Raw genomic sequence first — 23,114 nt, 5'->3', positions numbered from 1 at the left:
CACCCCTCACGGGTGAGGCGGGGTTTTCTTTGACAAACTGTCACAATTGCGGCCTATATGTTCCGGAAAACCGAAAGCTACATTCAGGAAACCTGAAAACATGGCAGCCACACCCAATGTCTATGACGCGGAACCCATCCCCGAAGCCGCTCGCGCGGAAATCGACCGGATGCTGCAATCGGGCGACCTCTTTCGCTACACCGCGCCCGAGAATGCGCCGGTCACGTTACTGGAGCAGGAATTCGCAGAGCTTTTGGGCTCGAAATACGCGCTCGCCGTCTCGTCCTGCTCGGCGGCGCTCTTTCTCTCGCTCAAGGCCCTTGGCCTGCCGCGCGATTCGCGCGTGCTGATCCCCGGCTTTACCTTCGCCGCCGTGCCCTCTTCGGTGGTGCATGCCGATTGCGTGCCGGTGCTCTGCGAAGTGGGCGAGAATTACCGCATCGACATTGCGGATTTCGAGGCGCGGCTGGACAATGTGCAGGCCGTCATCATCAGCCATATGCGCGGCCACACCTCGGATATGGACCGGATCATGGCGCTCTGCGACGCGCGCGGCGTGCCGGTGATCGAGGATGCGGCGCATTCGCTCGGCACCACGTGGGGCGGACGCAATATCGGCACCATCGGGCGCGTCGGCTGTTTCAGCTTTCAGTCCTACAAGCTGGTGAATGCGGGCGAAGGCGGGATCATGGTAAGCGACGATGCCGATCTGATTGCCCGTGCCGTCATCATGTCAGGGGCCTATGAGCATAACTGGGCCAAGCATCTGGCCACGCCCGACCCGGAGATCGAGGCCGCGTTCGCCCGTTGGCAGAACCACCTGCCACTCTACAATCTTCGCCTCAACAACCTGTCGGCCGCGATCATCCGCCCGCAACTGCCCGATGTGGCGCGACGGGTGCGCGACGGGCGCGCCAATCACGACTATGTCGCTGACCGGTTCAATACCTCGACCTGGCTGTCGGTTCCGGCAAAACTGCCACCAGAAGAGCGCGCCCCGGACTCCATCCAGTTCAACCTTGTGGGTCTGAGCGACGACGAGACCCGCGCCTTTGCCGAGGCGGCGGCGGCGCGCGGGGTCAAGGTGCAGATTTTTGGCCTCAGCACTGACAATGCCCGTGCCTTCTGGAACTGGCAATTCCTGCCGGGAGAGATGCCCGATCTGCCGCAAACCCGCGCCATGCTGATGCGCGCCTGCGATGCTCGCCTGCCCGCCCGCCTGACGCGGCCTGAATTGGATATGATCGTCGCGGCAGTTTTGGCAGCTGCAGACGATATCATGGCCCCGGACCGCGCCTACGGCACCTGAAAAGCACGATGAAAAAAAGGCCGTTCGCATCCCCGCGAACGGCCCCGCTTTTCCGTGAGTGGAGCAGCGGTTTTATTCGCCCTTGCCAGCCTCGATCGAGATTTTCACCTCGACCTCGTCGCTGACATAGGGGGCGAACTTGTCGACCCCAAAATCCGAACGCAATAGCGTAGTGCTGGCGTCAAAGCCCAGCCACGGCTTGTTGTTCATCGGATGCGCGTCGGCCTTCTGATTGAGCGTGGTGTCGAGCACGACCGATTTGGTGACACCGTTCATCGTCAGATCGCCGGTGATGTTGGCGGTGTTGTCGCCGGTCACTTCAATGCCCGTCGAGGTAAAGGTGACCATGTCACCCTCGCTCGCGCCGAAGAAATCATCGGACATGAAGTGCTCTTCGCGCTTTTCCCAGCCTGTGAACATCGACATCACCGGCATCGAGACATTGACAGAAGAGGCCGCCGGGTCTTCGGCGTCGAACATGATCTCGCCTTCAAAGCCCGAGAACATGCCATAGGTGGTCGAGAACCCGAGGTGATTATAGGAAAACACGACCTGACTGTGGCTCGGGTCAAGCGTATAGGCCTCGGGTGCGGCGAATGCGCCGGTTGCCCCAAAGGCAAGCGCGGCGGCGATCAATGTCTGTCTCATCACGGAAACCTCCAAACAGATTATGTCGAATTGACATGATCGAAATTGGCATGGTTGCCGCGAAGCACAATACTACAGTTTCAAACAGACCCTGTGGATTGGCGAACAATCGCCGGTAGAGCGCCGTCAGGCAACCAGGCTCAGCGCACGGCGCAAGGTCTGCTCGGTGCGCGCATCGTGCAATTCCAGCGTCACGATCTGGCGTCCATCACGGTCCCGCGCGGTCAGCATCCGGTCGCACAGCGACAATTCCGTCAGGTCGTCGAGGTCATGCACCATTACGCGCGCCGTGCGCCCGCCGGGCTGAGGGTAGAGCACGCGCAACTGCCGGGCGTGGGTATCAAGCGCAATCTCGGGAAGATCGCTGTCGCGATCCGACCGGAACAGGCACAACATTCCCGCCCAGAAAAGAGACAGCGAGAACAAGAGTTTGATCAGCATCATCGCCGGATCACCGGCGCCGGTCGGCACGATCCAGACACCGAATGTCGATGCCATCAGTGCCGTGCCACACAATCCGCGCAGCACCCGGGACGCCTCGATCCGGATCATTCGTTGCTCGGGCAGGTGCGCAGGCTCCTGAAAGCTGTGCGGGGCCTCGGTGAATTCACGTTCGAAATCGGGCAATGCAACCATGGTCTTGTCCTTCTGCTTGTACTCTTCAAAAAGTGCCCTCGAAAAGCGCCGGAAATGGGGCGCCGACACGGCAATCCGTGGGCTTGCGACGGACCTTGAAATCGGCTTGCGCCATTCCATGCGGCCATGTATGAGCTAACGACCTTTCGCATTCGTTATTTACCGCGCAGTCTCTCGTGGGTGGGCCGCGAAAGGGAAAATGCCCGTCCTATGAAATGCGCCTTGATAGAAATGGAGCTGACATGCCGCTATATGAGCATGTGATGATCGCGCGTCAGGACCTGTCCAACGCGCAAGCCGAAGGCCTTGTCGAACATTTTGGCGCCGTGCTGACCGACAATGGCGGCACACTCGTGGATAGCGAGTATTGGGGCGTCAAGACGATGGCCTACAAGATCAACAAGAACCGCAAGGGCCATTATGCCTTTCTGCGCACCGACGCACCCGCCTCGGCCGTGCAGGAGATGGAACGCCTGATGCGCCTGCATGACGACGTGATGCGCGTCCTGACCATCAAGGTCGACGAGCACGCCGAGGGCCCCTCGGTCCAGATGCAGAAGCGCGAAGAGCGTGGCGAGCGCCGCGAGCGCCGCTGAACCATCACCTGAAGAAAGGAACATAAACCATGGCTACAAAACCGTTTTTCCGTCGCCGCAAGGTCTGCCCCTTCTCGGGTGATAACGCACCCAAGATCGACTACAAGGACACGCGCCTGCTGCAACGCTATATCTCCGAACGCGGTAAGATCGTGCCGTCGCGCATCACCGCCGTATCCGCCAAGAAGCAGCGTGAGCTGGCCCGCGCTATCAAGCGCGCCCGCTTTCTCGCCCTGCTGCCCTACGCTGTGAAATAAGGAGAAATCAGATGCAAGTGATCCTTCTTGAACGCGTGGCAAAACTCGGCCAGATGGGCGAAGTCGTCGAAGTGAAGCCCGGCTTTGCGCGCAACTACCTGCTGCCTCAGGGCAAAGCACTGTCGGCCTCGGCGCAGAACATCGCCGATTTCGAAGCCCGCAAGGCGCAGTACGAGGCCCAGAACCTCGAAACCCGCAAAGAAGCCGAAGCGATGGCCGACAAACTGAACGGCCAGCAGTTCATCGTGATTCGCCAGGCCTCCGACAGCGGCGCGCTCTATGGCTCGGTCAGCACCCGTGACGCGTCCGACGCCGCCACCGAAAACGGCTTCAGCCTTGAACGCAAGCAGGTCGCGCTGACCCGCCCGATCAAGGAACTGGGCCTGCATGACGTGATCGTCACGCTTCACCCCGAGGTGGAGGCGACGATCCAGCTGAACGTCGCGCGCTCCAACGAAGAGGCCGCATTGCAGGCTTCCGGCAAGTCCATCCAGGACGCCGCCGCCGAAGCCGACGAGGCCGCCGATTACGAGATCGCGGAACTGTTCGAGGATATCGGTGCCGCCGCTTCGGACGATGACGATCTCGCTGAAGTGGCCGAGTCCGTCGAGCGTGACGATAGCGCGAACTGAGCCAGACGCGCCACCTAAACCGAACGCCGCGCGGGCACTCGCGCGGCGTTGCCTGTTATCAAGGGCGGTTTCCACCTGAACCGGTTCGTGGTCTTCGCCCCTCGCAATTCGGGCAATAATCGCTAATGTTGTAAAATCTGCGTGACAGCAACTATACTGCACCGTAGGCAACGCAGCGAGGATAAGAGCATGAAGCTCATCGACCTCAGCAAGATCCCCCATTCTGATGACCGGTTTGCCCGGTTTCTCGATGACGTTTGTCAGTCTCTCGAATTCGACCACGCCTCCTACGCCACCTTCAACCCGATTTCGGGTGCCATTCAAGGCTTTGCGAATTATCGCACTGACTGGATCATGCATTACACCCGCAAGGGACTGCACCGCATAGATCCGACGATCCATATCGGGCGGAAATCAATCGCCCCGGTTGACTGGAACAGGCTGGAGCGCACGCCGCATTTCCAAAGCGTCTTCAATGATGCACCGGCCTTTGGTGTGGCCGCCAGGGGCCTCACCGTGCCTGTTCGCGGCCCCTATGGAGATGTTGGCCTGATGAGTGTGACCCGCGACTGCAGCGATCAAGAGTGGCATCTTCTCAAGAAGAAAGTCATTGGGAACCTGCAAGTTGCCGCTGTGCACATGCACGACAACGTCATGAGTTCAGACCTGCCGATGGCCGCGTTGAACCTTCCGGTGCTATCGACGCGTGAACGCGAAATCCTGCAATGGGTGGCCGAAGGAAAGACCCAGCAGGACATCGGCGACATCCTCGCTATCTCGCACCGCACCGTCGAGGTGCATCTGCGTTCCGCACGCACCAAGCTGGGTGCTCTCAGTACGCCTCAAGCCATTGGTCGCGCGGTGGGGCTTGGCATGATAAAACCGGGCTGACGCGTGTTGGCTCGGCCCGGATGTCGATCACGGTGGCGTGTATCACATACGGGAAACCCCTAATGGCATCTGCGCGCCTGATGCGCGAAACTTCCCCTAGAACAATCATATTGGGGAAGAAACATGATCATCGTCATAGATGCGCTGAATCGAGATCGCTTCAGTGATCTCGTCAAGGAAATGTTCCGGCTGCGGGCACGCGTATTCCGTGACCGGCTGGGATGGGACGTCACGATCACCGACGAAATGGAAATGGATATCTACGATTCGCTTGATCCGGCCTATGTCGTGTCGCTGGACCAGGATGGCCATGTCGTAGGATGCATGCGCCTGTTGCAGACGACGGGCCCGCATATGCTAGCGGATGTTTTCGCGGACATTCTGGAAGGCGAACCGCCGCTGCGCAGCTCGCAGATCTGGGAAGCAACAAGATTTTGCGTTGACACCGAGCGCCTGTCGCGCGGCAGTCGCGCCACCAACTCGATCTCATACGTGACATCAGAGGTGATGGTCGGTGCCTTCGAATACGGACGCGATGCCGGCGTGCTTGACGCCGTTGCGGTGATTGATCCTGTGATGAACCGTGTGATGATCCGCTCTGGTAATGCGCCATATGACTACATCGGCAAGACCGTGGACATGGGCAAAGCGCACGCGCTCGCGGCGCTGCTGGACTGTTCGAATGAACGCATTGATCGCATCCGGACACATGCCGGTATCGACGGCGATGTATTCCTGTCCGACGCGGAGGCTCTTTCGCTGAGCGAACGCGGAAAGGCGCTGCGGACTGAATCGGTCAAATCCGACCTCGAAATCTACTGCGATGAGCAGATCGCGAATGCCACAACCGCAAAAGAAAGGGTGGACGCGCTGCGCCTCAAGGCCACGCTCGTAGAAAAGATTCGTTCGCGCACGGACGTCGACGCCTGACCCCCAAAGGGGCCGATATCGCGCGGATGCTAGGCATGGACGTCCGCGTACACTCACGCACGAACGAAAAGGGCCGCCCCACTTCTCCTCGGGGCGGCCCTTCATTCATAAGACCTCGGCCGGTCGCCTACTCTTCGTCGTTCATCGCCTCGATGGCTTTTTCGAGCTCATCCTTGGACACCTCCTTGTCGGTGACATCGGCCAGCTCGACCACGTAGTCGATCACCTTGTCCTCGAAGATCGGCGCGCGCAGCTGCTGGCGCATCTGCGGGTTCTTTTGGACGAATTCGAAGAATTCACGCTCTTGCCCGGGATATTGCCGCGCCTGGTTCATCACCGCCTGGGTCATCTCGGCATCAGTCACCTCGACTTCGGCCTTCTGGCCCAGATCGGCCAGCAACAGCCCCAGACGCACGCGGCGTTCGGCCAGCTTGGTGTGCTCTTCGGTAGGCTCGACCTCGGGGTGATCATGGCCCTGCACATCAGGGTTCTCGTCATGCCAGATCTGATGCGCGATCTGCTTGGCCTCGGTCTCGACCATGGTGGGCGGCAGGTCAAAGCTGACCTTTTCGTCCAGCGCATCGAGCACATGCCGCTTGAGGATCGCACGCGCGGCCCCGGCATATTCCTGCTCCAGCCGCTCGCGGATCTGCTCTTTCAGCGCGTCCAGATCCTCGGCGCCGTATTTCTGCGACAGTTCATCGTTGAGCTCGGCCGCGACCGGCTCCTTGACGGCCTTGACGGTGCAGTCAAAGACCGCTTCCTTGCCCGCCAGATGCGCGGCCTGATACTCCTCGGGGAAATTGACCGTCACGGCCTTTTCCTCATCGACCTTCACGCCGACAAGTTGCTCCTCAAAGCCCGGGATGAAGCTGCCTGAGCCAAGAGTCAGAGGGTAATCCTCGGCAGTGCCGCCTTCGAAGGCCTCGCCATCGACCTTGCCGACGAAATCGATCACCACCTGATCGCCGTCCTTGGCCTTGCTGCCCTTCTTGCGATCCTTGAAATCCTGCGCACTCTCCGCGAGGTTCTGCAGTGCCTCGTCGACCGAAGCCTCATCCGCCTTGGTCACCATCCGCTCCAGCTTGAGCGACCCCAGCTCGACCTCGGGGATATCGGGCAGTGCCTCGTAGGTCATCTCGATCTCGACGTCGTCGCCCTCTTTCCATTCCTGGTTGGCCATCTTCACGTCGGGCTCGAACGCGGGGCGCTCGCCCTTTTCCTCGAAATGCGCCTTCATCGCGTCATCGACGCTTTCCTGCATCGCTTCACCCAGCACACGCTGACCGAACTGTTTCTTCAGCAGCGGCAGCGGCACCTTGCCCTTGCGAAAGCCCTTGAGCTCGACATCCGGCTGGGCCTCTTTCAGCTTTTCATTGACCTTGTCGTCCAGCGCCTGAGCCGACAGGATCATCTTGTATCCCCGCTTCAGACCTTCGTTGAGTGTCTCGGTGACCTGCATGTTCGTCCTTCCATATGCATCGGGCCGCGGAGGCGTCCGCGGCGGTCAAAATCACGGCTCTTCTATTGAGGCGATTTCATGCGTGCAAGGGAAAACCGGTGCCACGCGGGTCAGCCGGTTCCGTGGTGCGGGTGGAGGGACTTGAACCCCCACGCCTTGCGGCGCCAGAACCTAAATCTGGTGCGTCTACCAATTTCGCCACACCCGCACGGGATCGCGGACCGCAAAAGGGCACCGCTGGCGTGTTCTCTAGCAAAGCGCGCCACCGGATGCGAGGGGAAATCACGCCCCGCACGCCCGGTCAGCACCGAAAAAAAGGCGCGACATTAACCCAATCTTGCCATAATGTGGTGGAAAACTGAGGCAGTCATAAAGCGAGAAACGCCATGAAACCGAATACGGTCAGGCGGACGGGCGGCGATTTGGCCGTGATGCCCGCAATGGAAGCAAGCGGCCTGTGCGCCGACAGCATCATCCTTACTCTCGACGGCGAAACGCGCGTGCGCGATCTACGGCCCGGCGCGCGCGTTATCACCCGTGATAGCGGCACCGCTACGCTGCGCGCCGTGGACCGGCGGCGCAGCGCTTGCCGGGCGGTTCATATCCGCGCCGGATCGCTTGGCCATACCCGGCCCGAACATGACGTCACCCTGCCCGCCACCCAGCCGATCCTGGTGCGGGACTGGCGTGCTCATGCGCTCTTTGGTGCAGGCCGCGCGATGGTCCCCGCAGAACGGCTCGTCGACGGCGAATTCGTCACGCTGCGGCCCACACAGGTGTTCGACCTCTATCACCTGATCTTTGATCAGCCGCATATCCTCTATGTGGACGGTCTGGAACTGGCCAGCATGGCGCAAGACGCGGACTGACCGCCCTCGTTACCCGGCCTCTTCCGGGTTGAGCCGCAGCACCGAGGCGTTCAGCGCCCCGGCCACGCTGACCCATGCCAGATAGGGTAGGAACAGCAGCCCCGCGATCATATCGACCTGCCACAGCGCCACCACCGAGGCCGCGACAGACACCCACAGCCCGCTCAGCACTATCAGCCCCAGCCGCATTTTCTTCAGCCCGAAGAACACCGGTGTCCACAAACCGTTGAGTGCGATCTGCAACGCCCAGAAGGCCATGGCAATCCCGTTATCCGGGCTGACCGCCACCCGCGCACCCGCCGCCGCCATGCAGACGTAAAGCAGCGTCCACGCCACCGGGAACAGCCAGTTGGGCGGCGTCCACCACGGCTTTTTCAAGCGGTCATACCACTCCCCGGGTGAAAACAGCCCCCCGGTGGAGCCTGCGGCGAAACAGGCGGCCAGAAAAATCGCAAAGCAGATCCAGATCATGCGCGATATCTATCGCCCGCATCTCCATCAATCAAGACAAAGCCCCGGCTTGCATCCCGCGCCTTGAGCTGCGCCATTGTCGCATAGAGCGTGTCGCTCCAATCCCCGCGCTGCGGTGCACTTTCCGCCGCTGCTTCGACCAGAAACGTGCATTCCGGCAGGGGCCGCGCATAGATCATCGCCGAGCGCGGCATCACATATGTCGCCCCGGCCCGCAGCATCGCAAGGCTGAGCCAGCCCAGTTTCTGCCGCGTGTTGGTCATCGCCCGACGCGTCACCGAGTCGTAACCCGCCCGGCGCACCTGATGCCCGATCCCGGCATAGACATGGCGCGCGGCAAAAATCCCCGGACGGCAGGCACGCGGCAGCGCCGCAACCCCGGACTCGGAGCGCAGATAGAGATCATCCGCCTCACGCAACAGCCGGTGCAGCATCCCCGCCATCTGCGTCGAGGGGTGCGGTGCCGCCAGAAAATCCTCCGGCTCCAGCCCGGCCTCGTCGAACCACTCCAGCGGCAGGTAAAGCCGCCCCTCGCGCGCATCCTCGCCCACGTCGCGGGCAATATTCGTGAGTTGCATCGCGACGCCCAGATCACAGGCCCGGGCCAAGGCATCGCCATCCCGTACTCGCATCAGAACGCACATCATAGCGCCGACAGCAGAGGCCACCCGCGCCGAATAGGCGCGCAGGTCCGACAGCGTCGAATACCTCCGCCCCATCGCATCCCAGGCCAGTCCCTCCAACAACGCCTCGGGCAACGCGCGGGGCATTTCGAAATCGGCGATGATCGCGGCAAAGGCGCGGTCCGCAGGCGCATTCTGCGGTCGTCCGGCATAGGCCAGATCCAGCCGCTCCTGCAGCCGCAGCACAGCCTCGGATTTGTTCGGTTGCAGATCGACCGCGTCATCGGCCAGTCGGCAAAAGGCATATAGCGCCAGGGCCGGATCGCGCAGGCTTCGCGGCAAAAGCTTGGAGGCGGCATGAAACGAGCGTGAGCCGTGGCGGATCGCCGCCACGCAGTGCTCCATATCGCGCGGGTCAATCATCGGCCGCGCACCGTCTCGGCGTCGGGCACCAGCTTATCCAGCACCTCCGCGCTTGAGATCACCCCCGGCAGGCCCGCGCCGGGATGCGTGCCCGCACCGACCAGATACAGCCCCTGCGCCTCTTCGCTGACATTATGCGGCCGAAACCACGCGCTTTGCAGGATGCGCGGCTCGATCGAGAACCCGGTGCCATGCGGGCTAAGATAGCGGTCGCGGAACGTCTCGGGCGTGAACACCTCCGAGGCGGTCAGATGATCGCCCAGACCGGGCAAAAGCTGCTCCTCCAAGACCTTCTGCACCTTCTGGCGGTAAGGTTCGGCCTCGGCCTGCCAATCCACCGGACTTGCATGGCCCAGATGCGGCACCGGACTTAGCGCATAGAACGTGTCATCGCCCTCGGGTGCCACGGTCGGATCGGTGACAGAGGGGCGATGCACATAAAGGCTCATGTCCTGCGCCAGTTTCCCGGTGCGGAAAATATCCCGCACGAGGCCCTTGTAGCGCGGCCCGTTGAGGATGGTGTGATGCCCCGCATCGCGCCACATCTCCGCCGTGCCCTTGGTGCCGAAGTACCACACGAACAGACCCATCGACCACCGCGCGCGCCGCAGTCGGGCGGGCGTCCAGCGCCGCTTTTTGTGGTTACGCAGCAGATGGTCATAGGTATGGCCCGCATCGGCGTTCGATACCACGATATCGGCGGTCACGATCTCTCCTGAACTCAGCCGCACGCCTCGCGCGCGATCTTCTTTGAGCAGGATCTCATCCACTTCCGCCCCTTGCCGGATCATACCACCCTGATCCTCGACCACCCGCCCCATGGCCCGCGCGATGGCATCGACGCCGCCGATGGCGTAATGCACGCCGAATTCCTTTTCGAGATGACTGACCAGCGTATACATTGAGGTCACGTTGAACGGATCACCGCCAATGAATAGCGGATGAAACGACAGCGCCATGCGCAGGCGCTCGTCCTTGACCCGCCGTGCGGCATGGGCATAGACCGACCGGTCGGCGCGCAGCCAGGCGAATTTCGGCAGCACCTTGATCAGATCCACCAACCGGTGCATCGACCGCCGCCCCAGATCCTCGAACCCGAACCAATAGCGCGCCTCGCTGTCGCGCACGAAGGCGTCATAGCCCTTCAGATCACCGGGCGAGAGCCGCGACACCTCGGCGCGCATCGCGTCACCATCCTGCCGCGCGGTGAAGGTCGAGCCATCCGGCCAGCGAATCTCGTAGAACGGATCGAGCGCGCGCAGATCGACATCGGCGTCAAAATCGCGCCCGCAGGCGGCCCATAACTCACGAAAGATCTGCGGCACGGTCACGATGGTCGGCCCCAGATCGAAGCGGTATCCGTCACGCGTCAGACTCGATCCGCGCCCACCGGGGCTGTCGAGCCGGTCCATCACACTTACCCGGTAGCCCCGCGCGCCAAGCCGCATCGCCGAGGCGAGACCGCCCAGACCGGCCCCGATTACAACGGCATGCGGGGCGCTCGCCCGGGCCGCCTCTTCACTCATTTCCGGATCTAGACGTGTCAACATAACAACATGCTACATGTGTCTAGTTAAATTGACAATCTCGGAATGTACCCTTTTCTATGCCTTGAAACCATGTCACTATTTCTGCACAGATCGTCACAGGGAGCGGCCCGATACAAACCGTCAGCCTCAGTTTCCATCGCTTCGACACCGGTGTCAGTCGGCTCTGGGCCTTTGCCATGATGGGCGCGGCGCGGCTGATGCTGCCGCGCGTGCCCGAAATCGATTTCTGGAAGCTCTGCGGCTCGGGCACCGGCGAAGGCTTTACCCCCGTGCCCAATACCGGCGTCTACGCGATCCTCGCCACATGGCCAGACCACGCCACAGCAGAACGCCAGACCGTGCAGGCCGATGTCTTTCGCCGCTACGCCCGCCACGCGGCAGAGGTCTGGACGGTGTTCCTGACCCCGGTCTCGGCGCGAGGCGCATGGGCGGGCGAAAATCCCTTCCGCCCCGCCGACGATCCCGGAACCGGCCCGCTCGCGGCGCTCACCCGCGCCACCGTGCGCCCGGCCCGCGCGCTGCGCTTCTGGCGGCGCGTGCCCGACATCAGTGCCGTCATCGGCCAGGACCCGAACGTCTCCTTCAAGATCGGCATCGGCGAAGTGCCGCTTTTGCATCAGGTGACCTTCTCGATCTGGCCCGACGCCGAGAGCATGGCCCTATTCGCCCGCGCCGACGGGCCACATGCCCGCGCCATCCGTGCCGTGCGCGAGGGCAACTGGTTTCGCGAAGAGCTTTACGCCCGCTTCCGCGTCACCGCGACGCGCGGAACCTGGCACGGCACCCAACCGATCACCATGAAAGAGCCCGCATGACAGCCCCCTACCCGTTTTCCGCCATCGTCGGTCAGGACCAGATGAAACGCGCGATGATCCTCACCGCGATCGAGCCGGGGCTTGGTGGCGTGCTTGTCTTTGGTGACCGCGGCACGGGCAAATCCACCGCCGTGCGCGCGCTCGCGGCCCTTTTGCCCCCCATCCGCATGATCGAGGGCAGCCCCACCAATGCCGAACGCGCCGAGGACAGCCCCGACTGGGCCCCGCCCCCCGACGGCGCCATCGTCGAGCGCCCCACCCCCGTGGTCGATCTGCCGCTCGGCGTGACCGAGGACCGGGTGACCGGCGCGCTCGACATCGAGCGGGCGCTCACGCGCGGCGAAAAAACATTCGAGCCGGGCCTGCTGGCGCGCGCCAATCGCGGCTATCTCTATATCGACGAGGTCAACCTGCTGGAGGATCACATCGTCGACCTGCTGCTCGACGTGGCCCAATCCGGCGAAAACGTGGTCGAGCGCGAGGGGCTTTCGATCCGCCATCCGGCGCGCTTTGTGCTGGTCGGCTCAGGCAACCCCGAAGAGGGCGAATTGCGCCCGCAGCTGCTCGACCGGTTCGGCCTCTCGGTCGAGGTGCGCTCGCCCACCGATATCGAGGAGCGGATCGAGATCATCCGCCGCCGCGACGCCTATGAGACCGACAATGCCGCCTTTCTCGCCCATTGGCGGGCCGAGGATGCAGCGATCCGCGACGCGATCCTTGCCGCCCGCGCGGCCAAGCCCGATGTGACCACGCCCGACGATATCCTGCGCGATTGCGCAACCCTTTGCACCGCGCTTGGCGCGGACGGGCTGCGCGGCGAGCTGACACTGATGCGCAGCGCCCGCGCGCTTGCCGCCTATGAAGGCGCCGCCGCCATCACCCGCGATCACCTGCGCCGCGTCGCCCCGATCGCGCTCAGCCACCGGCTGCGCCGCGACCCATTGGACGAGGCCGGATCGGTCACCCGCGTCATCCGCCTGACCGAGGACGTGCTGGGATGAGCGGCGCCGCCGCATGGGCTCGCGCGCTGCGCGCGCTCAGCCTTCTGGCGATCGACCCAGAGGGCCTGCGCGGGCTGCATCTGCGCGCGCGCGCGGGCCCGGTCCGGCAACGCTTCGAGACGCTGCTTTTCACACTGCCCGGTCCCGCAAGGCGCATTCATCCCGACCTCAGCGATACCGCGCTTTTCGGCGGCGCGGATGTCGCTGCCACGCTGGCCCAAGGGCGGCTGGTCTGGCAAGAGGGACTGGCCACGCAGCCTGCCCGCCTGATTCTGCCGATGGCCGAGCGCACGCCACCGCATCTCGCCGCGCGGCTGGCACAACTGCTCGATCGCGAGGCGGGGCACGGGCTGATCTTGCTCGACGAGAGCGCGGAGGAGACCGAGCGCGCGCCCGACGCGCTGATCGAGAGGCTGGCTTTTGGCCTCGACCTGAACGAGACCGGCTGGCAGCAGGCGCAGGCGACACTGCCCGCCCCCGCTGATCTCGACGCCGCTCGCGCGCACCTGCCCGAGATCAGGCTACACCCCGACCATATCGCCACGCTCACCGCCCTTGCCGCGCGTTTCGGCATCGACAGCCTGCGCGCGCCCCTGCTGGCGCTGCGCGCTGCCCGCGCTCTGGCCGCCCTGAACATGCGCGACACACCCAATGACGACGACCTGCGCGAGGCGGCGGAACTGGTCTTTGCGCATCGCGCCACGCAGATCCCGCAAGAGGAAGACGAGGCGGAGCCGCAGGACGACACACCGCCCCCCGACCCCGAAACCGACAGCGCCGATACCGACGAAACTCAAGGAGACATCCCCGACGACATGCTGATCGACGCGGTTGCGGCGCTTATCCCCCCGGGGCTGATGGAGCGGCTGCAAAACGCGCGCGGTGTGCGCGGCATGCGCGGTGCCGGGGCCGGCGCGCGGCGCAAGGGCAACCGGCGCGGGCGTCCCCTGCCGTCACGCCCCGGCAAACCCGACGGGCGCGCGCGCATCGACATCGTCGCCACGCTGCGCAACGCCGCCCCGTGGCAACCGCTGCGACGGCAGGGCGAGAGCGGCGCGCGCGTGATCATTCACCCCTCCGACATTCGTCTGCGCAGGTTTGAGACCCGCTCCGACCGGCTGCTGATCTTCGCCGTCGATGCCTCGGGCTCGGCGGCGATGGCGCGGCTCGCCGAGGCCAAGGGCGCGGTGGAACTGCTGCTGGCACAGGCCTATGCGCGGCGCGATCACGTGGCACTCATCGCCTTTCGTGGGAGTGGGGCGGAATTGCTCCTGCCTCCCACCCGCTCGTTGGTGCAGGCCAAGCGGCGGCTGGCGGGCTTGCCCGGCGGCGGCGGCACACCGCTCGCGGCGGGGCTTCTGGCCGGGGCCACGCTGGCGGCACAGGCGCGTGGCCGCGGTCTCGACCCTGCCCTTGCGCTGCTGACCGACGGGCGCGCCAATGTCGCGCTCGATGGCAGCGGCGGACGAGCGGCGGCCATGCAGGAGGCATATGAGGTGGCAGGGTACCTGCGCGCCCTCAGCCTGCCCGCGATCCTTATCGACACCTCGGCGCGCAGCGCCCCCGAGACCGCGCAGCTTGCCCATGGCCTTGGCGCGCAGTACCTCGCCCTGCCCCGTGCCGATGCAAACCGCATCAGCACCGCCGTCTCCACGACGCTCGACGCGACAGCCCGATGAGCGGCGGGGCCGACATCCCGCACGACTGGCCCAACCGCGCCTGCTCGCGTCGTATCCGCCACCGCCCGCATGACTGGCATGTGCAGGAAATGGGAAGCGGCGAGACGCTGCTCTTGCTGCACGGTGCCGGGGCCTCGACCCATAGCTGGCGCGATGTGCTGCCACGGCTGGCGCAGCAATACCATGTCGTGGCGCTCGACCTGCCCGCGCAGGGTTTCACCCGCGCGGGCGACCGCCGGCGCTGCGGGCTGGTCGCGATGTCCACCGATATCGCGACACTGTGCGATACCCAAGGCTGGCATCCCCGCGCCATCATGGGCCATTCCGCCGGGGCAGCCATCGCGCTCGATCTCAGCACGCGGCTTACCGCGCCGGACGGCATGCCTCCGATGGTGATCGGCCTCAACGCGGCCCTTGACCGGTTTGAAGGCATCGCGGGCTGGCTCTTTCCGGTGCTGGCGCGGGTGCTGGCGCTCAACCCGTTGACCGCAACGATCTTCACCATGGGCGGCAACCCGGTCAATCGCGCAAGACGCCTGATCGAGGGGACGGGATCGACGCTCGACCCGGCGGGTCTGGCACTCTACGCCCGGCTCATCTCGGATCGCGGCCATGTTGACGGCACCCTGCGGATGATGTCGCAATGGGAGATTGACGGCCTGCTCGAGCGGCTGGAACGCGTGACCGCCCCCTGCCACCTGATCACCGGCGAAAACGATCTTGCAGTGCCGCCCAAGGTCTCCGACCGCACCGCTGAGCGCCTGCCCAATTGCACGGTCTCGCATCTACCCGGCCTGGGGCACCTTGCGCATGAGGAAGACCCGGAGAGGGTCTGCGATCTGGTGGAGCTGATATTGAGCGAGCCCGCGCCCCGAATACCTTGAGAGGAGGGCGCGGTTGGCCTGTTGCTGCCGTTGAAGTGAGCCGCGCATCGACGGGCCGTGGTACGGCGATCCAACATCAGCTTTATAGCGCTTTATATCAGCCAAGCCCGAAAAACATCCGAGCGCATAGCAGGTTGCAGCCAAATCGCCGTGCCGGGGGACGGCCCGGCGATGCACGGCGGTCTACGACCGCGTATCGCGCGGGTACCTCAATCCAATGGCAGCTCAAGGCCAATCCATGCCACAACAAAAAAGGCCGCCCCCTTCCCAGAGGGCGGCCCACTCTTATCACGCAAACCGCCTCAGCCCGCCGCCGCCACAGCCCGGCGGGTCAGAACGCCCACCAGATGCGCGCGGTAATCGCCCGAGCCATGCATGTCGGAAATCATCCCGTCCCCCGACAGGCTCAGCCCCTCCACCGCACCCGCGGAGAAATCAGACGACAACGCCGCCTCCGCCTCGGACCAGCGAAACACGCCGTCCTCCGACGCGCCAGTGACGGCCACGCGCACACCATCGGCATATTTCGCCACGAACACGCCGACCAGCGCAAACCGCGAGGCGGGCTGCTCGAACTTCTGGTAATTCGCCTTTTCCGGCACCGGAAAACGCACCTCGGTGATGATCTCACCTTCCTCCAGCGATGTGGTGAACATGCCTTCAAAGAAATCATCCGCGGCGATCTTGCGGTTGGTGGTCACCACCGTGGCCCCCGACCCCAGAACCGCCGCCGGATAACAGGAGGACGGGTCGTTATTGGCAAGGCTGCCGCCGATGGTACCGCGATTGCGCACCGCCGGGTCACCGATATTGGCCGCGAGACTTGCCAGCGCGGGATAGGCCCCCGCCCCAGCCGCCACATCGGCATGACAGGTGCCCCCACCGATGCAGAGCGCGCCGTCATCGGCGGTGCAGATACCCTTGATCTCGTCAACGGCAGACAAGCAAACCAGACGCTCCGGCGCTGCAAGCCGCGCCTTAAGCGCCGGAATCAGCGTCTGACCACCGCCAAGGGGCTGGCTGTCGGTCGCATCGCTCAGCAGTTTCACCGCATCGGTCAACCGCGTAGGTCTTTCGATATCGAATGCATACATGATCGCTCTCCTTACCCTTGCATCGCTTGCCAGACGCGCGACGGCGACAGCGGCATGTCGATATGGGTGACGTTTTTGCCTCCCGATTGCAGCGCGTCTATGACGGCGTTCACCACCGAGGGCGGGCTGCCAATGGCTCCCGCCTCGCCACAGCCCTTTACCCCGAGCGGGTTATGCGTGCAGGGCGTCTGGCAGGAATGATCCACCTGATAGAACGGCACGTCATCGGCGCGCGGCATCGCGTAATCCATGTAGCTGCCACTCTGCAGCTGCCCGTTCTCGTCATAGACGCAGGCCTCCAGCAGCGCCTGACCGATGCCCTGACCAATCCCGCCATGCACCTGCCCCGAAACGATCATCGGGTTGATGATATTGCCGAAATCGTCAGCGGCGGCAAACCGCTCGATGGTGACCTTACCGGTGTCTGGATCCACTTCCACCTCGCAGGCATAGGCCCCGGACGGGTAGGTGAAATTCGACGGATCGTAAAACGCCGTCTCCTCCAGCCCTGGCTCGATATCCTCGAGCGGATAGTTATGCGGCACGTAAGCGGCCAGCGTGACATCGCCCCAGGCCACCGACTTGTCGGTGCCCGCGACGCTGAACTGCCCGTCCTTGAGCTCGATATCGGCCTCGCTGGCCTCCATCAGATGGGCCGCGATCTTCTTGGCCTTGTTGATGATCTTCTCGGTCGCCCGCACCATGGCAGAGCCTCCGACCGCAATCGAGCGCGAGCCATAGGTGCCCATGCCCATCGGGGTATTGGCGGTGTCGCCATGCACGATCTCGACCTGATCGGCGTCGATTCCGATCATCTCGGCCACCACCTGCGCAAAGGATGTCTCATGCCCCTGCCCGTGCGAATGCGAACCGGTCATCACCACAAGACCGCCGGTGGCATTCACCCGCACCGTGGCACTCTCATAGAGCCCCGCGCGCGCGCCCAACTGGCCGACAAGGTTCGACGGCGCGATGCCGCAAGCCTCAATGTAGCAGTTGATCCCAAGACCGCGCAGGCGACCCTTGGCTTCACTCTCCTTGCGCCGCGCGTCAAAGCCCTTGAAATCAGCGATCTCTTCCAGCTTGTCCATCGTGGCGTGATAATCGCCGGTGTCATATTCCACCGCCACCGGCGTGGCATAGGGAAACTCGGTGATGAAGTTCTGCCGACGCAGAGCTATTGGATCGACCCCCAATTCACGCGCCGCTTTGTCGATCACGCGCTCCAATTGATAGGTCGCCTCGGGCCGCCCCGCGCCACGATAGGCATCGACCGGCACGGTATTGGTAAAGACCGCCTTGACGTTCACATAGATCAGCGGCGTCTTGTAGTTCCCGGCCATCAGCGTGCCATGCAGCCAGGTCGGCACCGAGGGCGCAAAGGTGCTCAGATACGCGCCCATATTGGCATGGGTGTCGGTGCGCAGCGCGGTGAAGTTGTTGTCGGCATCCAGCGCCAGTTCGACCTTGGTCACATGATCGCGGCCATGGGCGTCGGTCATAAACGCCTCTGAGCGCGAGCAAGTCCATTTCACCGGGCGATTGAGCGCCTTGGCGGCGAAGGTGCAGAACGCCTCTTCCGCATAGTGAAAGATCTTGGAGCCGAAGCCGCCGCCCACATCCGGGGCCACCACGCGCAACTTGTGCTCGGGGATGCCCAGCACGAAGGCCCCCATCAAGAGCCGGATCACATGCGGGTTCTGGCTGGTGGTATAAAGCGTGTGATCCCCGGTCGAGCGATTGAAATCGCCCACGGCCACGCGCGGCTCCATCGGGTTGGCGACCAGCCGGTTATTGACCAGTTCCAGAGTGGTCACATGCGCGGCGGACTTGAATGCCTCGTCAACGGCGGGTTTGTTCTCCTCAACGAAGCCCCAATCATAGCAGAGGTTCGAGGTCAGGTCGTCATGCACCTTCGGCGCGCCATCCTTGAGCGCCGCCTTCATATCCACGACCGCCGACAATTCCTCGATATCAAGCTCGATCGCCTCGGCGGCATCGCGCGCCTGTTCGCGGGTCTCGGCCACCACGGCAGCGATCGGATCACCGACATGGCGTACCTTGCCTTGCGCCAGCACCGGATGGCCCGGCTCCTGCATCACCTCGCCGTGCCGGTCGGTCACCTGCCAGCCGCAGGGCAGCCCGCCAATGCCTTCGAAATCCGCCCCGGTAAAGATGCGGATCACACCGGGCATCCCCTCGGCGGCGCTTGTGTCGACGGTGTTAAGCCGCCCATGCGCCATGTCCGAGCGCAGGAAATGCACATAGGCCTGCCCGCGCAGATTGATGTCATCGGTGTAGTTTCCCGTGCCGGTCAGAAACCGCACGTCCTCGCGCCGCTTGGTGCTGGCGCCGATGCCTCCGTCCTTTGGCATGTCTTGACCTCCCTGAATGGTCCGGGGTCACCCCCATCAAACCCGCAGCATTTTCATCTTGCCCGAAATATTCCGGGGGAGCGCCGCAGGCGCGGGGGCAGCGCCCCCTCTTGTCCGCTTATTCCGCCGCGATCTTGCTCACATCCTGGCCGGATGCCGCGAGGATCGCCTTGACGATATTGTGATAGCCCGTGCAACGGCACAGGTTCCCTTCGAGGTAGTCGCGCACCTCGGCCTCGGTGGGCGTGGGGTTGTCCTTAAGCAGTGCCGCCGCCGACATCACCATGCCCGGCGTGCAGAACCCGCATTGCAGCCCGTGATGGTCCTGGAACGCGGCCTGAATGGGATGCAGCGTGCCGTCGGGCTCGGCCATCGCCTCGATGGTTTTTACCTCCATGCCCTCGGCCTCGGCGGCGAACATGGTGCAGGCCTTGACGGCGCGGCCCTCCACATGCACCACGCAGGCCCCGCATTGGCTGGTGTCACAGCCGACGTGCGTGCCCGTCAGGCCCAGGTTCTCTCTCAGGAAATCGACAAGAAGCGTGCGGCCTTCGATCTGGCCCGACGCTGGCTTGCCGTTCACGGTCATCTTGACCTCTGGCATTGGCTCCTCCCGGTTCGATTGTATCTTTCTCCCAATCAGACCTTAGTCACTTCTGTCTGACTGTCCAATGCGACTAAAGCATGCCTCCCGCCACTTGAGAACCCGGTTTCTTTTGTCTCAGCCGCGCGGGCCGCGCCGAGGCTGCGGACGCGTCGGGATTTCCTTGAGCAGGCCACCCACCCCCATCGCGGCGATCTCCGCCGCGCCACAGGCCAGGCCGCAGGCGACCCGCGCCAGCACCCAATCGGCCCCGTGCAACACCGGGCTTCGCGCCGAGCCGGGCAGGCCGATCACCGGCTTGCCCATTATATCACCCAGAAACAGCAGGTTGCCGGGATCGACCGGCATGCCGAACCGCTCTACCTGCCCGCGCGCAAGGCGCAGCGCCTGCGGCGCGGTATCATAGGGGTCCGACGTGGCAGAGGCGGTGAGGATCAGCACGATTTCGCCCTTGGCCGCGCGTATGGCCCGCGCCAGCGCGCCTTCCTCATGGGCACATGTCACCACTTCCGCCATCTCCATGCCGAGGCCCGTGACCCGTGCATCGATCGCCTCCACGCCCTTGGTCCCCGGACCGCCCGGCACGTCCGTGACGATCAGGCTCACCGTTGTGTAGCGCGCCGTGGCCAGCCGCACCGCCCCGCGCGCGGCCTCTGCTGCGGCCTCCACCGCCACGCCCGGCACGCCATAGGCGATGATCTTGACCGTCGCGATCATGCCGCCCGCGCGGATCTGATGATGGTCGGGCACGGTGGCCACGGTGATCATCGGATGCACCGCATTGGCGGCATTGATCGCGCCCACGTCGAGGCAGACCACGCCGGGCCGCTCCGCCGTCAGGTTCACCCGTCCCGTGAAGGGGTGCCCGCACGCGATCCCGGCAGCCCCCGCATGCAACGCATCCGCCAAGGTTTGCGCCGCCGCATCCTCATGCAGATCCCCAGCCTCAAGCCGAGCGACTGTGACAGTGTCATAGCCCGCCTCCGCCAGCGCCGCGATCTCACCTGCGCCCAGCACCGCGCCCTTGCGCAGCCGTCCCGCCGCCACCTGCTCTGAATGCGCCAGGATCGCACCCTCCGCCTCGTTGAGCGGCACGGGGCCGAACTTCATGCGCCTTTCCTCAGAACCCACGTCATCTCGGCCAGAACGCTCACCGCGATCTCCGACGGCCCTGCCGCCCCAATGTCGAGACCGATGGGCCCATGAATCCGCCCGATCTCGGCCTCGGAGAACCCGGCCCCGGCCAGCCGTTCCACGCGCTTCGCATGCGTCCGGGTAGACCCGAGCGCACCGATGTAGAACACGTCAGAGCGCAGCGCCTCGATCAGCGCGGGATCATCGAGCTTGGGATCATGGGTCAGCAGCACCAGCGCGGTGCGCAGATCCAGGCCCAGGGCCCTCAGCCCCTCGTCGGGCCAGTCGTGCAGCACCGTCTCGCCGGGAAACCGCGCCTCGCTGGCAAAGCTTTCGCGCGGGTCGATCAGGATCGGATCATAGCCCGCTATGCGCGCCATCGGCACTAGGGCTTGCGCGATATGCACCGCCCCCACCACGATTATGCGCAGCGGCGGGTTGTGGATGCCAACGAACGTCTCGCCATCCTCCTCGAACCCCGAACGGTCCATCCGAAAGCGGCCCTCATGCCCCTCGCGCTCCAGCCTGCGCCCCCCCGGCCCGGTCACATAGGCCACCGGCACGCGCGCTTCCCGCGCCAGCACCAGATCCGCCAGCAGATCCTCTGGCATGACCGAGCCCACCGGCTCCACCAACACCCGGATCGTGCCGCCGCACGCCAGCCCCACGGCAAAGGCATCGCCATCGCTGACACCGTATTCCAGCATGACCGACCGGCCCTCCTCGATGGCATCGAGCGCCTCGGCGACCACAGCCCCCTCGACACAGCCACCCGAGACCGAGCCCTCAATCTCAGCCTCGCCGCTGATCGCCAGTTGACTGCCCACCCGGCGCGGCGCGCTGCCCCAAGTCTCAACCACCGTGGCCAACGCCGCCCCCTTGCCTGCCCGGTGCCATTCGAGCGCGGTCTTTGGAATATCGTCGAACAGATCCATTCCCTCATCCCTCCTGCAACGCCGCCATCAGCCGCGCCTTTTCGCCATCGTCATCCCGACGCGAAATCGCCTCGGCCAGATCCTCCAGCGTGGCGATGGAATGGCCCGCGCGGAAGGCGTCCACATGCGGCAGCATCGCGCGGATGCCTTGCGCCTTGGGCGCAAACCCCTCCCACCTCAGCAGCGGGTTGAGCCATATGAGCCGTCGCGACGACAGGTGCACGCGTTCCATCTCGTGGCTCAGCGCCTCGGGCGCGTCGCGGTCGAGACCGTCGGTGATCAACAGCACCACCGCGCCCTGCCCCATCACCCGGCGCGACCAATCGCGATTGAACGCGTGCAGCGACGCCCCGATGCGCGTGCCGCCCTCCCAATCCTGCGCCTGTTTCCCGGCGGCGGCAAGGGCCGCATCCACATCCCGCGTCGCCAACTGGCGGGTGATATTGGTCAATTGCGTGCCAAACGTGAAGGCATGCACGCGCGCCCAGCCCGCCCCCTTCTGATTGGCGACTGCGTGGAGAAAGTGCAAGACCATGCGGCTATATTGGCTCATAGAGCCGGAAATATCGCACAAAACGACAAGATTGGGCCACCGCTCGCGCGGCTTTTTGCGGTGAATGCGGCGCATTTCACCGCCGTGGCGCAGCGCCCCGCGCATGCTGCGGCGCATGTCGAGCCGCGCGCCCTGCGGGTTCGCCACGCCCCGGCGCGAGGCAAAGGGTTTGACCGGCAAAGTCAGCCGCGCCAGCATGCGCTTGGCCTGCGCCACCTCGGCATTGCTCATCTGCTCAAAATCAAGTTTCCGAAGCCGCTCCTCGCCCGACATCGTGGCGGAGGCGTCGATGTCGATATGCACCTCGTCGCTGTCATGCTCCTCGATCTCGGGCGCGTCGCGCGCCACACCGTCAAGCAGCGCCTCCGCCGCGCGCTTCTCGGCGGCCTGCGCACTGCGATCCTCCTGCACACCCCGGATGGCGGGCAGCATCATCGCCATCATGTGCTCCATATAGCGCGGATCGCGCCAATAGAGGCGAAAGACCTGCGCGAAAACCGTCAGATGTTCCGGCCGCGTCACAAGGCACGCGCGCAGCGTGTAAAAATAATCCTCCCGACTCGTGAACCCGGCGGCGGCCACCGCGCGCACCGCGTCGATCACCCGCCCCGGCCCGATTGGCAACCCCGCCGCCCGCAGCGCGCGGGCGAAATGGGTGATGTTGTGCGTCAGCTTGGGATCGTCGGGCAACTCCAGCGGGGCATAGTCTGTCATGGCATCGCGTGGGGGCGCCGCCCCCACAC

General features: G+C 64.3%; 23 protein-coding genes and 1 tRNA gene. 11 read left to right on the top strand and 13 right to left on the bottom strand.

Annotated elements, in window-relative coordinates; genetic code table 11:
- Window positions 1-100: 100 nt before the first annotated feature.
- Window positions 101-1,309 carry a DegT/DnrJ/EryC1/StrS family aminotransferase gene (locus tag BMX04_RS00540; RefSeq protein WP_074784192.1) on the top strand — a complete coding sequence of 403 codons (1,209 nt, stop codon included), beginning with the start codon at window positions 101-103 and terminating at the stop codon, window positions 1,307-1,309.
- Window positions 1,310-1,381: 72 nt separating this feature from the next.
- Here the strand turns inward: BMX04_RS00540 and BMX04_RS00535 are convergent, their stop codons facing one another.
- Window positions 1,382-1,957 (bottom strand): YceI family protein, encoded by a 576-nt coding sequence (locus tag BMX04_RS00535; RefSeq protein WP_050662147.1) that lies wholly within the window; start codon window positions 1,955-1,957, stop codon window positions 1,382-1,384.
- A 126-nt stretch (window positions 1,958-2,083) separates the two neighbouring features.
- Complete coding sequence (locus BMX04_RS00530; protein WP_050662194.1) at window positions 2,084-2,593, bottom strand: hypothetical protein; 510 nt, start codon at window positions 2,591-2,593, stop codon at window positions 2,084-2,086.
- Between the two features lie 242 nt (window positions 2,594-2,835).
- On the opposite strand from BMX04_RS00530, the gene rpsF reads away from it, so the two are divergent.
- From rpsF to BMX04_RS00505, 5 genes are all read left to right on the top strand, one after another.
- Window positions 2,836-3,189: a 30S ribosomal protein S6 gene (rpsF, locus tag BMX04_RS00525; RefSeq protein WP_050662148.1), complete on the top strand. Its 354-nt coding sequence runs from the start codon at window positions 2,836-2,838 to the stop codon at window positions 3,187-3,189.
- 29 nt (window positions 3,190-3,218) lie between these two features.
- On the top strand, window positions 3,219-3,446 hold the full coding sequence (gene rpsR / locus BMX04_RS00520) for a 30S ribosomal protein S18 (RefSeq protein WP_013961325.1): 228 nt from the start codon (window positions 3,219-3,221) through the stop codon (window positions 3,444-3,446).
- A gap of 11 nt (window positions 3,447-3,457) precedes the next feature.
- A complete protein-coding gene (rplI, locus tag BMX04_RS00515; protein ID WP_074784190.1) occupies window positions 3,458-4,078 on the top strand; it encodes a 50S ribosomal protein L9 in 621 nt (206 codons plus the stop codon).
- A 189-nt stretch (window positions 4,079-4,267) separates the two neighbouring features.
- Complete coding sequence (locus BMX04_RS00510) at window positions 4,268-4,969, top strand: autoinducer binding domain-containing protein (protein WP_074784188.1); 702 nt, start codon at window positions 4,268-4,270, stop codon at window positions 4,967-4,969.
- A 123-nt stretch (window positions 4,970-5,092) separates the two neighbouring features.
- Window positions 5,093-5,899, top strand: a complete 807-nt coding sequence (locus BMX04_RS00505) for an acyl-homoserine-lactone synthase (protein ID WP_074784185.1) — start codon at window positions 5,093-5,095, stop codon at window positions 5,897-5,899.
- A 127-nt stretch (window positions 5,900-6,026) separates the two neighbouring features.
- Here the strand turns inward: BMX04_RS00505 and tig are convergent, their stop codons facing one another.
- Window positions 6,027-7,361: a trigger factor gene (gene tig / locus BMX04_RS00500; RefSeq protein ID WP_074784183.1), complete on the bottom strand. Its 1,335-nt coding sequence runs from the start codon at window positions 7,359-7,361 to the stop codon at window positions 6,027-6,029.
- Between the two features lie 123 nt (window positions 7,362-7,484).
- Window positions 7,485-7,569 (bottom strand) — tRNA-Leu (locus BMX04_RS00495).
- 178 nt (window positions 7,570-7,747) lie between these two features.
- On the opposite strand from BMX04_RS00495, the gene BMX04_RS00490 reads away from it, so the two are divergent.
- Window positions 7,748-8,230 (top strand): Hint domain-containing protein, encoded by a 483-nt coding sequence (locus BMX04_RS00490; RefSeq protein ID WP_074784180.1) that lies wholly within the window; start codon window positions 7,748-7,750, stop codon window positions 8,228-8,230.
- A 9-nt stretch (window positions 8,231-8,239) separates the two neighbouring features.
- Here BMX04_RS00490 and tspO read toward each other — a convergent pair whose 3' ends face one another.
- From tspO to BMX04_RS00475, 3 genes are read right to left on the bottom strand one after another with little or no spacing between them, the layout of a single operon-like run.
- Window positions 8,240-8,701, bottom strand: coding sequence for a tryptophan-rich sensory protein TspO (gene tspO / locus BMX04_RS00485; RefSeq protein WP_050662154.1), 462 nt, complete (start codon window positions 8,699-8,701; stop codon window positions 8,240-8,242).
- Window positions 8,698-9,747 (bottom strand): 15-cis-phytoene synthase, encoded by a 1,050-nt coding sequence (gene crtB, locus BMX04_RS00480; protein ID WP_074784177.1) that lies wholly within the window; start codon window positions 9,745-9,747, stop codon window positions 8,698-8,700. The genes tspO and crtB overlap by 4 nt, the downstream gene beginning before the upstream one ends.
- Window positions 9,744-11,297 carry a phytoene desaturase gene (locus BMX04_RS00475; protein WP_074784174.1) on the bottom strand — a complete coding sequence of 518 codons (1,554 nt, stop codon included), beginning with the start codon at window positions 11,295-11,297 and terminating at the stop codon, window positions 9,744-9,746. The genes crtB and BMX04_RS00475 overlap by 4 nt, the downstream gene beginning before the upstream one ends.
- 110 nt (window positions 11,298-11,407) lie before the next feature.
- On the opposite strand from BMX04_RS00475, the gene crtA reads away from it, so the two are divergent.
- Genes crtA through bchO form a run of 4 tightly spaced genes read left to right on the top strand, consistent with a single transcriptional unit; the run spans window position 11,408 to window position 15,676 of the window.
- Window positions 11,408-12,112 (top strand): spheroidene monooxygenase, encoded by a 705-nt coding sequence (crtA, locus tag BMX04_RS00470; RefSeq protein ID WP_139194457.1) that lies wholly within the window; start codon window positions 11,408-11,410, stop codon window positions 12,110-12,112.
- Window positions 12,109-13,113 carry a magnesium chelatase ATPase subunit I gene (gene bchI, locus BMX04_RS00465; protein WP_074784168.1) on the top strand — a complete coding sequence of 335 codons (1,005 nt, stop codon included), beginning with the start codon at window positions 12,109-12,111 and terminating at the stop codon, window positions 13,111-13,113. Before crtA ends, bchI begins: the two co-directional genes overlap by 4 nt.
- Window positions 13,110-14,792, top strand: coding sequence for a magnesium chelatase subunit D (locus tag BMX04_RS00460; protein WP_074784165.1), 1,683 nt, complete (start codon window positions 13,110-13,112; stop codon window positions 14,790-14,792). Before bchI ends, BMX04_RS00460 begins: the two co-directional genes overlap by 4 nt.
- Window positions 14,789-15,676, top strand: coding sequence for an alpha/beta fold hydrolase BchO (gene bchO / locus BMX04_RS00455; protein ID WP_074784162.1), 888 nt, complete (start codon window positions 14,789-14,791; stop codon window positions 15,674-15,676). The genes BMX04_RS00460 and bchO overlap by 4 nt, the downstream gene beginning before the upstream one ends.
- 302 nt (window positions 15,677-15,978) lie before the next feature.
- Here the strand turns inward: bchO and BMX04_RS00450 are convergent, their stop codons facing one another.
- The 6 genes from BMX04_RS00450 to BMX04_RS00425 all read right to left on the bottom strand — a co-directional run bounded on the left by BMX04_RS00450 (window position 15,979) and on the right by BMX04_RS00425 (window position 23,085).
- Window positions 15,979-16,770: an FAD binding domain-containing protein gene (locus BMX04_RS00450; protein ID WP_074784160.1), complete on the bottom strand. Its 792-nt coding sequence runs from the start codon at window positions 16,768-16,770 to the stop codon at window positions 15,979-15,981.
- Window positions 16,771-16,781: 11 nt separating this feature from the next.
- The gene (locus tag BMX04_RS00445) at window positions 16,782-19,145 is read right to left on the bottom strand and encodes a xanthine dehydrogenase family protein molybdopterin-binding subunit (RefSeq protein ID WP_074784157.1); all 2,364 of its coding nucleotides are present in this window, start codon (window positions 19,143-19,145) and stop codon (window positions 16,782-16,784) included.
- A gap of 118 nt (window positions 19,146-19,263) precedes the next feature.
- Window positions 19,264-19,749 carry a (2Fe-2S)-binding protein gene (locus tag BMX04_RS00440; protein ID WP_050662163.1) on the bottom strand — a complete coding sequence of 162 codons (486 nt, stop codon included), beginning with the start codon at window positions 19,747-19,749 and terminating at the stop codon, window positions 19,264-19,266.
- Window positions 19,750-19,866: 117 nt separating this feature from the next.
- Complete coding sequence (locus BMX04_RS00435) at window positions 19,867-20,859, bottom strand: molybdopterin-binding protein (RefSeq protein ID WP_074784154.1); 993 nt, start codon at window positions 20,857-20,859, stop codon at window positions 19,867-19,869.
- The gene (locus tag BMX04_RS00430) at window positions 20,856-21,818 is read right to left on the bottom strand and encodes an XdhC family protein (protein WP_074784151.1); all 963 of its coding nucleotides are present in this window, start codon (window positions 21,816-21,818) and stop codon (window positions 20,856-20,858) included. Before BMX04_RS00430 ends, BMX04_RS00435 begins: the two co-directional genes overlap by 4 nt.
- Before the next feature lie 4 nt (window positions 21,819-21,822).
- Window positions 21,823-23,085: a vWA domain-containing protein gene (locus tag BMX04_RS00425; RefSeq protein ID WP_074784148.1), complete on the bottom strand. Its 1,263-nt coding sequence runs from the start codon at window positions 23,083-23,085 to the stop codon at window positions 21,823-21,825.
- Between the last annotated feature and the right edge of the window lie 29 nt (window positions 23,086-23,114).

The sequence above is a fragment of the Roseovarius tolerans genome (assembly GCF_900109855.1).
GTDB lineage: Bacteria > Pseudomonadota > Alphaproteobacteria > Rhodobacterales > Rhodobacteraceae > Roseovarius > Roseovarius tolerans.
This window is presented reverse-complemented; position numbering and strand designations above follow the sequence as displayed.

Coding starts and splice junctions, on each gene's coding strand:
- BMX04_RS00540 (WP_074784192.1), top strand. CDS start 101: ATGGCAGCCACACCCAATGTCTATGACGCGGAACCCATCCCCGAAGCC.
- BMX04_RS00535 (WP_050662147.1), bottom strand. CDS start 1,957: ATGAGACAGACATTGATCGCCGCCGCGCTTGCCTTTGGGGCAACCGGC.
- BMX04_RS00530 (WP_050662194.1), bottom strand. CDS start 2,593: ATGGTTGCATTGCCCGATTTCGAACGTGAATTCACCGAGGCCCCGCAC.
- rpsF (WP_050662148.1), top strand. CDS start 2,836: ATGCCGCTATATGAGCATGTGATGATCGCGCGTCAGGACCTGTCCAAC.
- rpsR (WP_013961325.1), top strand. CDS start 3,219: ATGGCTACAAAACCGTTTTTCCGTCGCCGCAAGGTCTGCCCCTTCTCG.
- rplI (WP_074784190.1), top strand. CDS start 3,458: ATGCAAGTGATCCTTCTTGAACGCGTGGCAAAACTCGGCCAGATGGGC.
- BMX04_RS00510 (WP_074784188.1), top strand. CDS start 4,268: ATGAAGCTCATCGACCTCAGCAAGATCCCCCATTCTGATGACCGGTTT.
- BMX04_RS00505 (WP_074784185.1), top strand. CDS start 5,093: ATGATCATCGTCATAGATGCGCTGAATCGAGATCGCTTCAGTGATCTC.
- tig (WP_074784183.1), bottom strand. CDS start 7,361: ATGCAGGTCACCGAGACACTCAACGAAGGTCTGAAGCGGGGATACAAG.
- BMX04_RS00490 (WP_074784180.1), top strand. CDS start 7,748: ATGAAACCGAATACGGTCAGGCGGACGGGCGGCGATTTGGCCGTGATG.
- tspO (WP_050662154.1), bottom strand. CDS start 8,701: ATGATCTGGATCTGCTTTGCGATTTTTCTGGCCGCCTGTTTCGCCGCA.
- crtB (WP_074784177.1), bottom strand. CDS start 9,747: ATGATTGACCCGCGCGATATGGAGCACTGCGTGGCGGCGATCCGCCAC.
- BMX04_RS00475 (WP_074784174.1), bottom strand. CDS start 11,297: ATGTTGACACGTCTAGATCCGGAAATGAGTGAAGAGGCGGCCCGGGCG.
- bchI (WP_074784168.1), top strand. CDS start 12,109: ATGACAGCCCCCTACCCGTTTTCCGCCATCGTCGGTCAGGACCAGATG.
- BMX04_RS00460 (WP_074784165.1), top strand. CDS start 13,110: ATGAGCGGCGCCGCCGCATGGGCTCGCGCGCTGCGCGCGCTCAGCCTT.
- bchO (WP_074784162.1), top strand. CDS start 14,789: ATGAGCGGCGGGGCCGACATCCCGCACGACTGGCCCAACCGCGCCTGC.
- BMX04_RS00450 (WP_074784160.1), bottom strand. CDS start 16,770: ATGTATGCATTCGATATCGAAAGACCTACGCGGTTGACCGATGCGGTG.
- BMX04_RS00445 (WP_074784157.1), bottom strand. CDS start 19,145: ATGCCAAAGGACGGAGGCATCGGCGCCAGCACCAAGCGGCGCGAGGAC.
- BMX04_RS00440 (WP_050662163.1), bottom strand. CDS start 19,749: ATGCCAGAGGTCAAGATGACCGTGAACGGCAAGCCAGCGTCGGGCCAG.
- BMX04_RS00435 (WP_074784154.1), bottom strand. CDS start 20,859: ATGAAGTTCGGCCCCGTGCCGCTCAACGAGGCGGAGGGTGCGATCCTG.
- BMX04_RS00430 (WP_074784151.1), bottom strand. CDS start 21,818: ATGGATCTGTTCGACGATATTCCAAAGACCGCGCTCGAATGGCACCGG.
- BMX04_RS00425 (WP_074784148.1), bottom strand. CDS start 23,085: ATGACAGACTATGCCCCGCTGGAGTTGCCCGACGATCCCAAGCTGACG.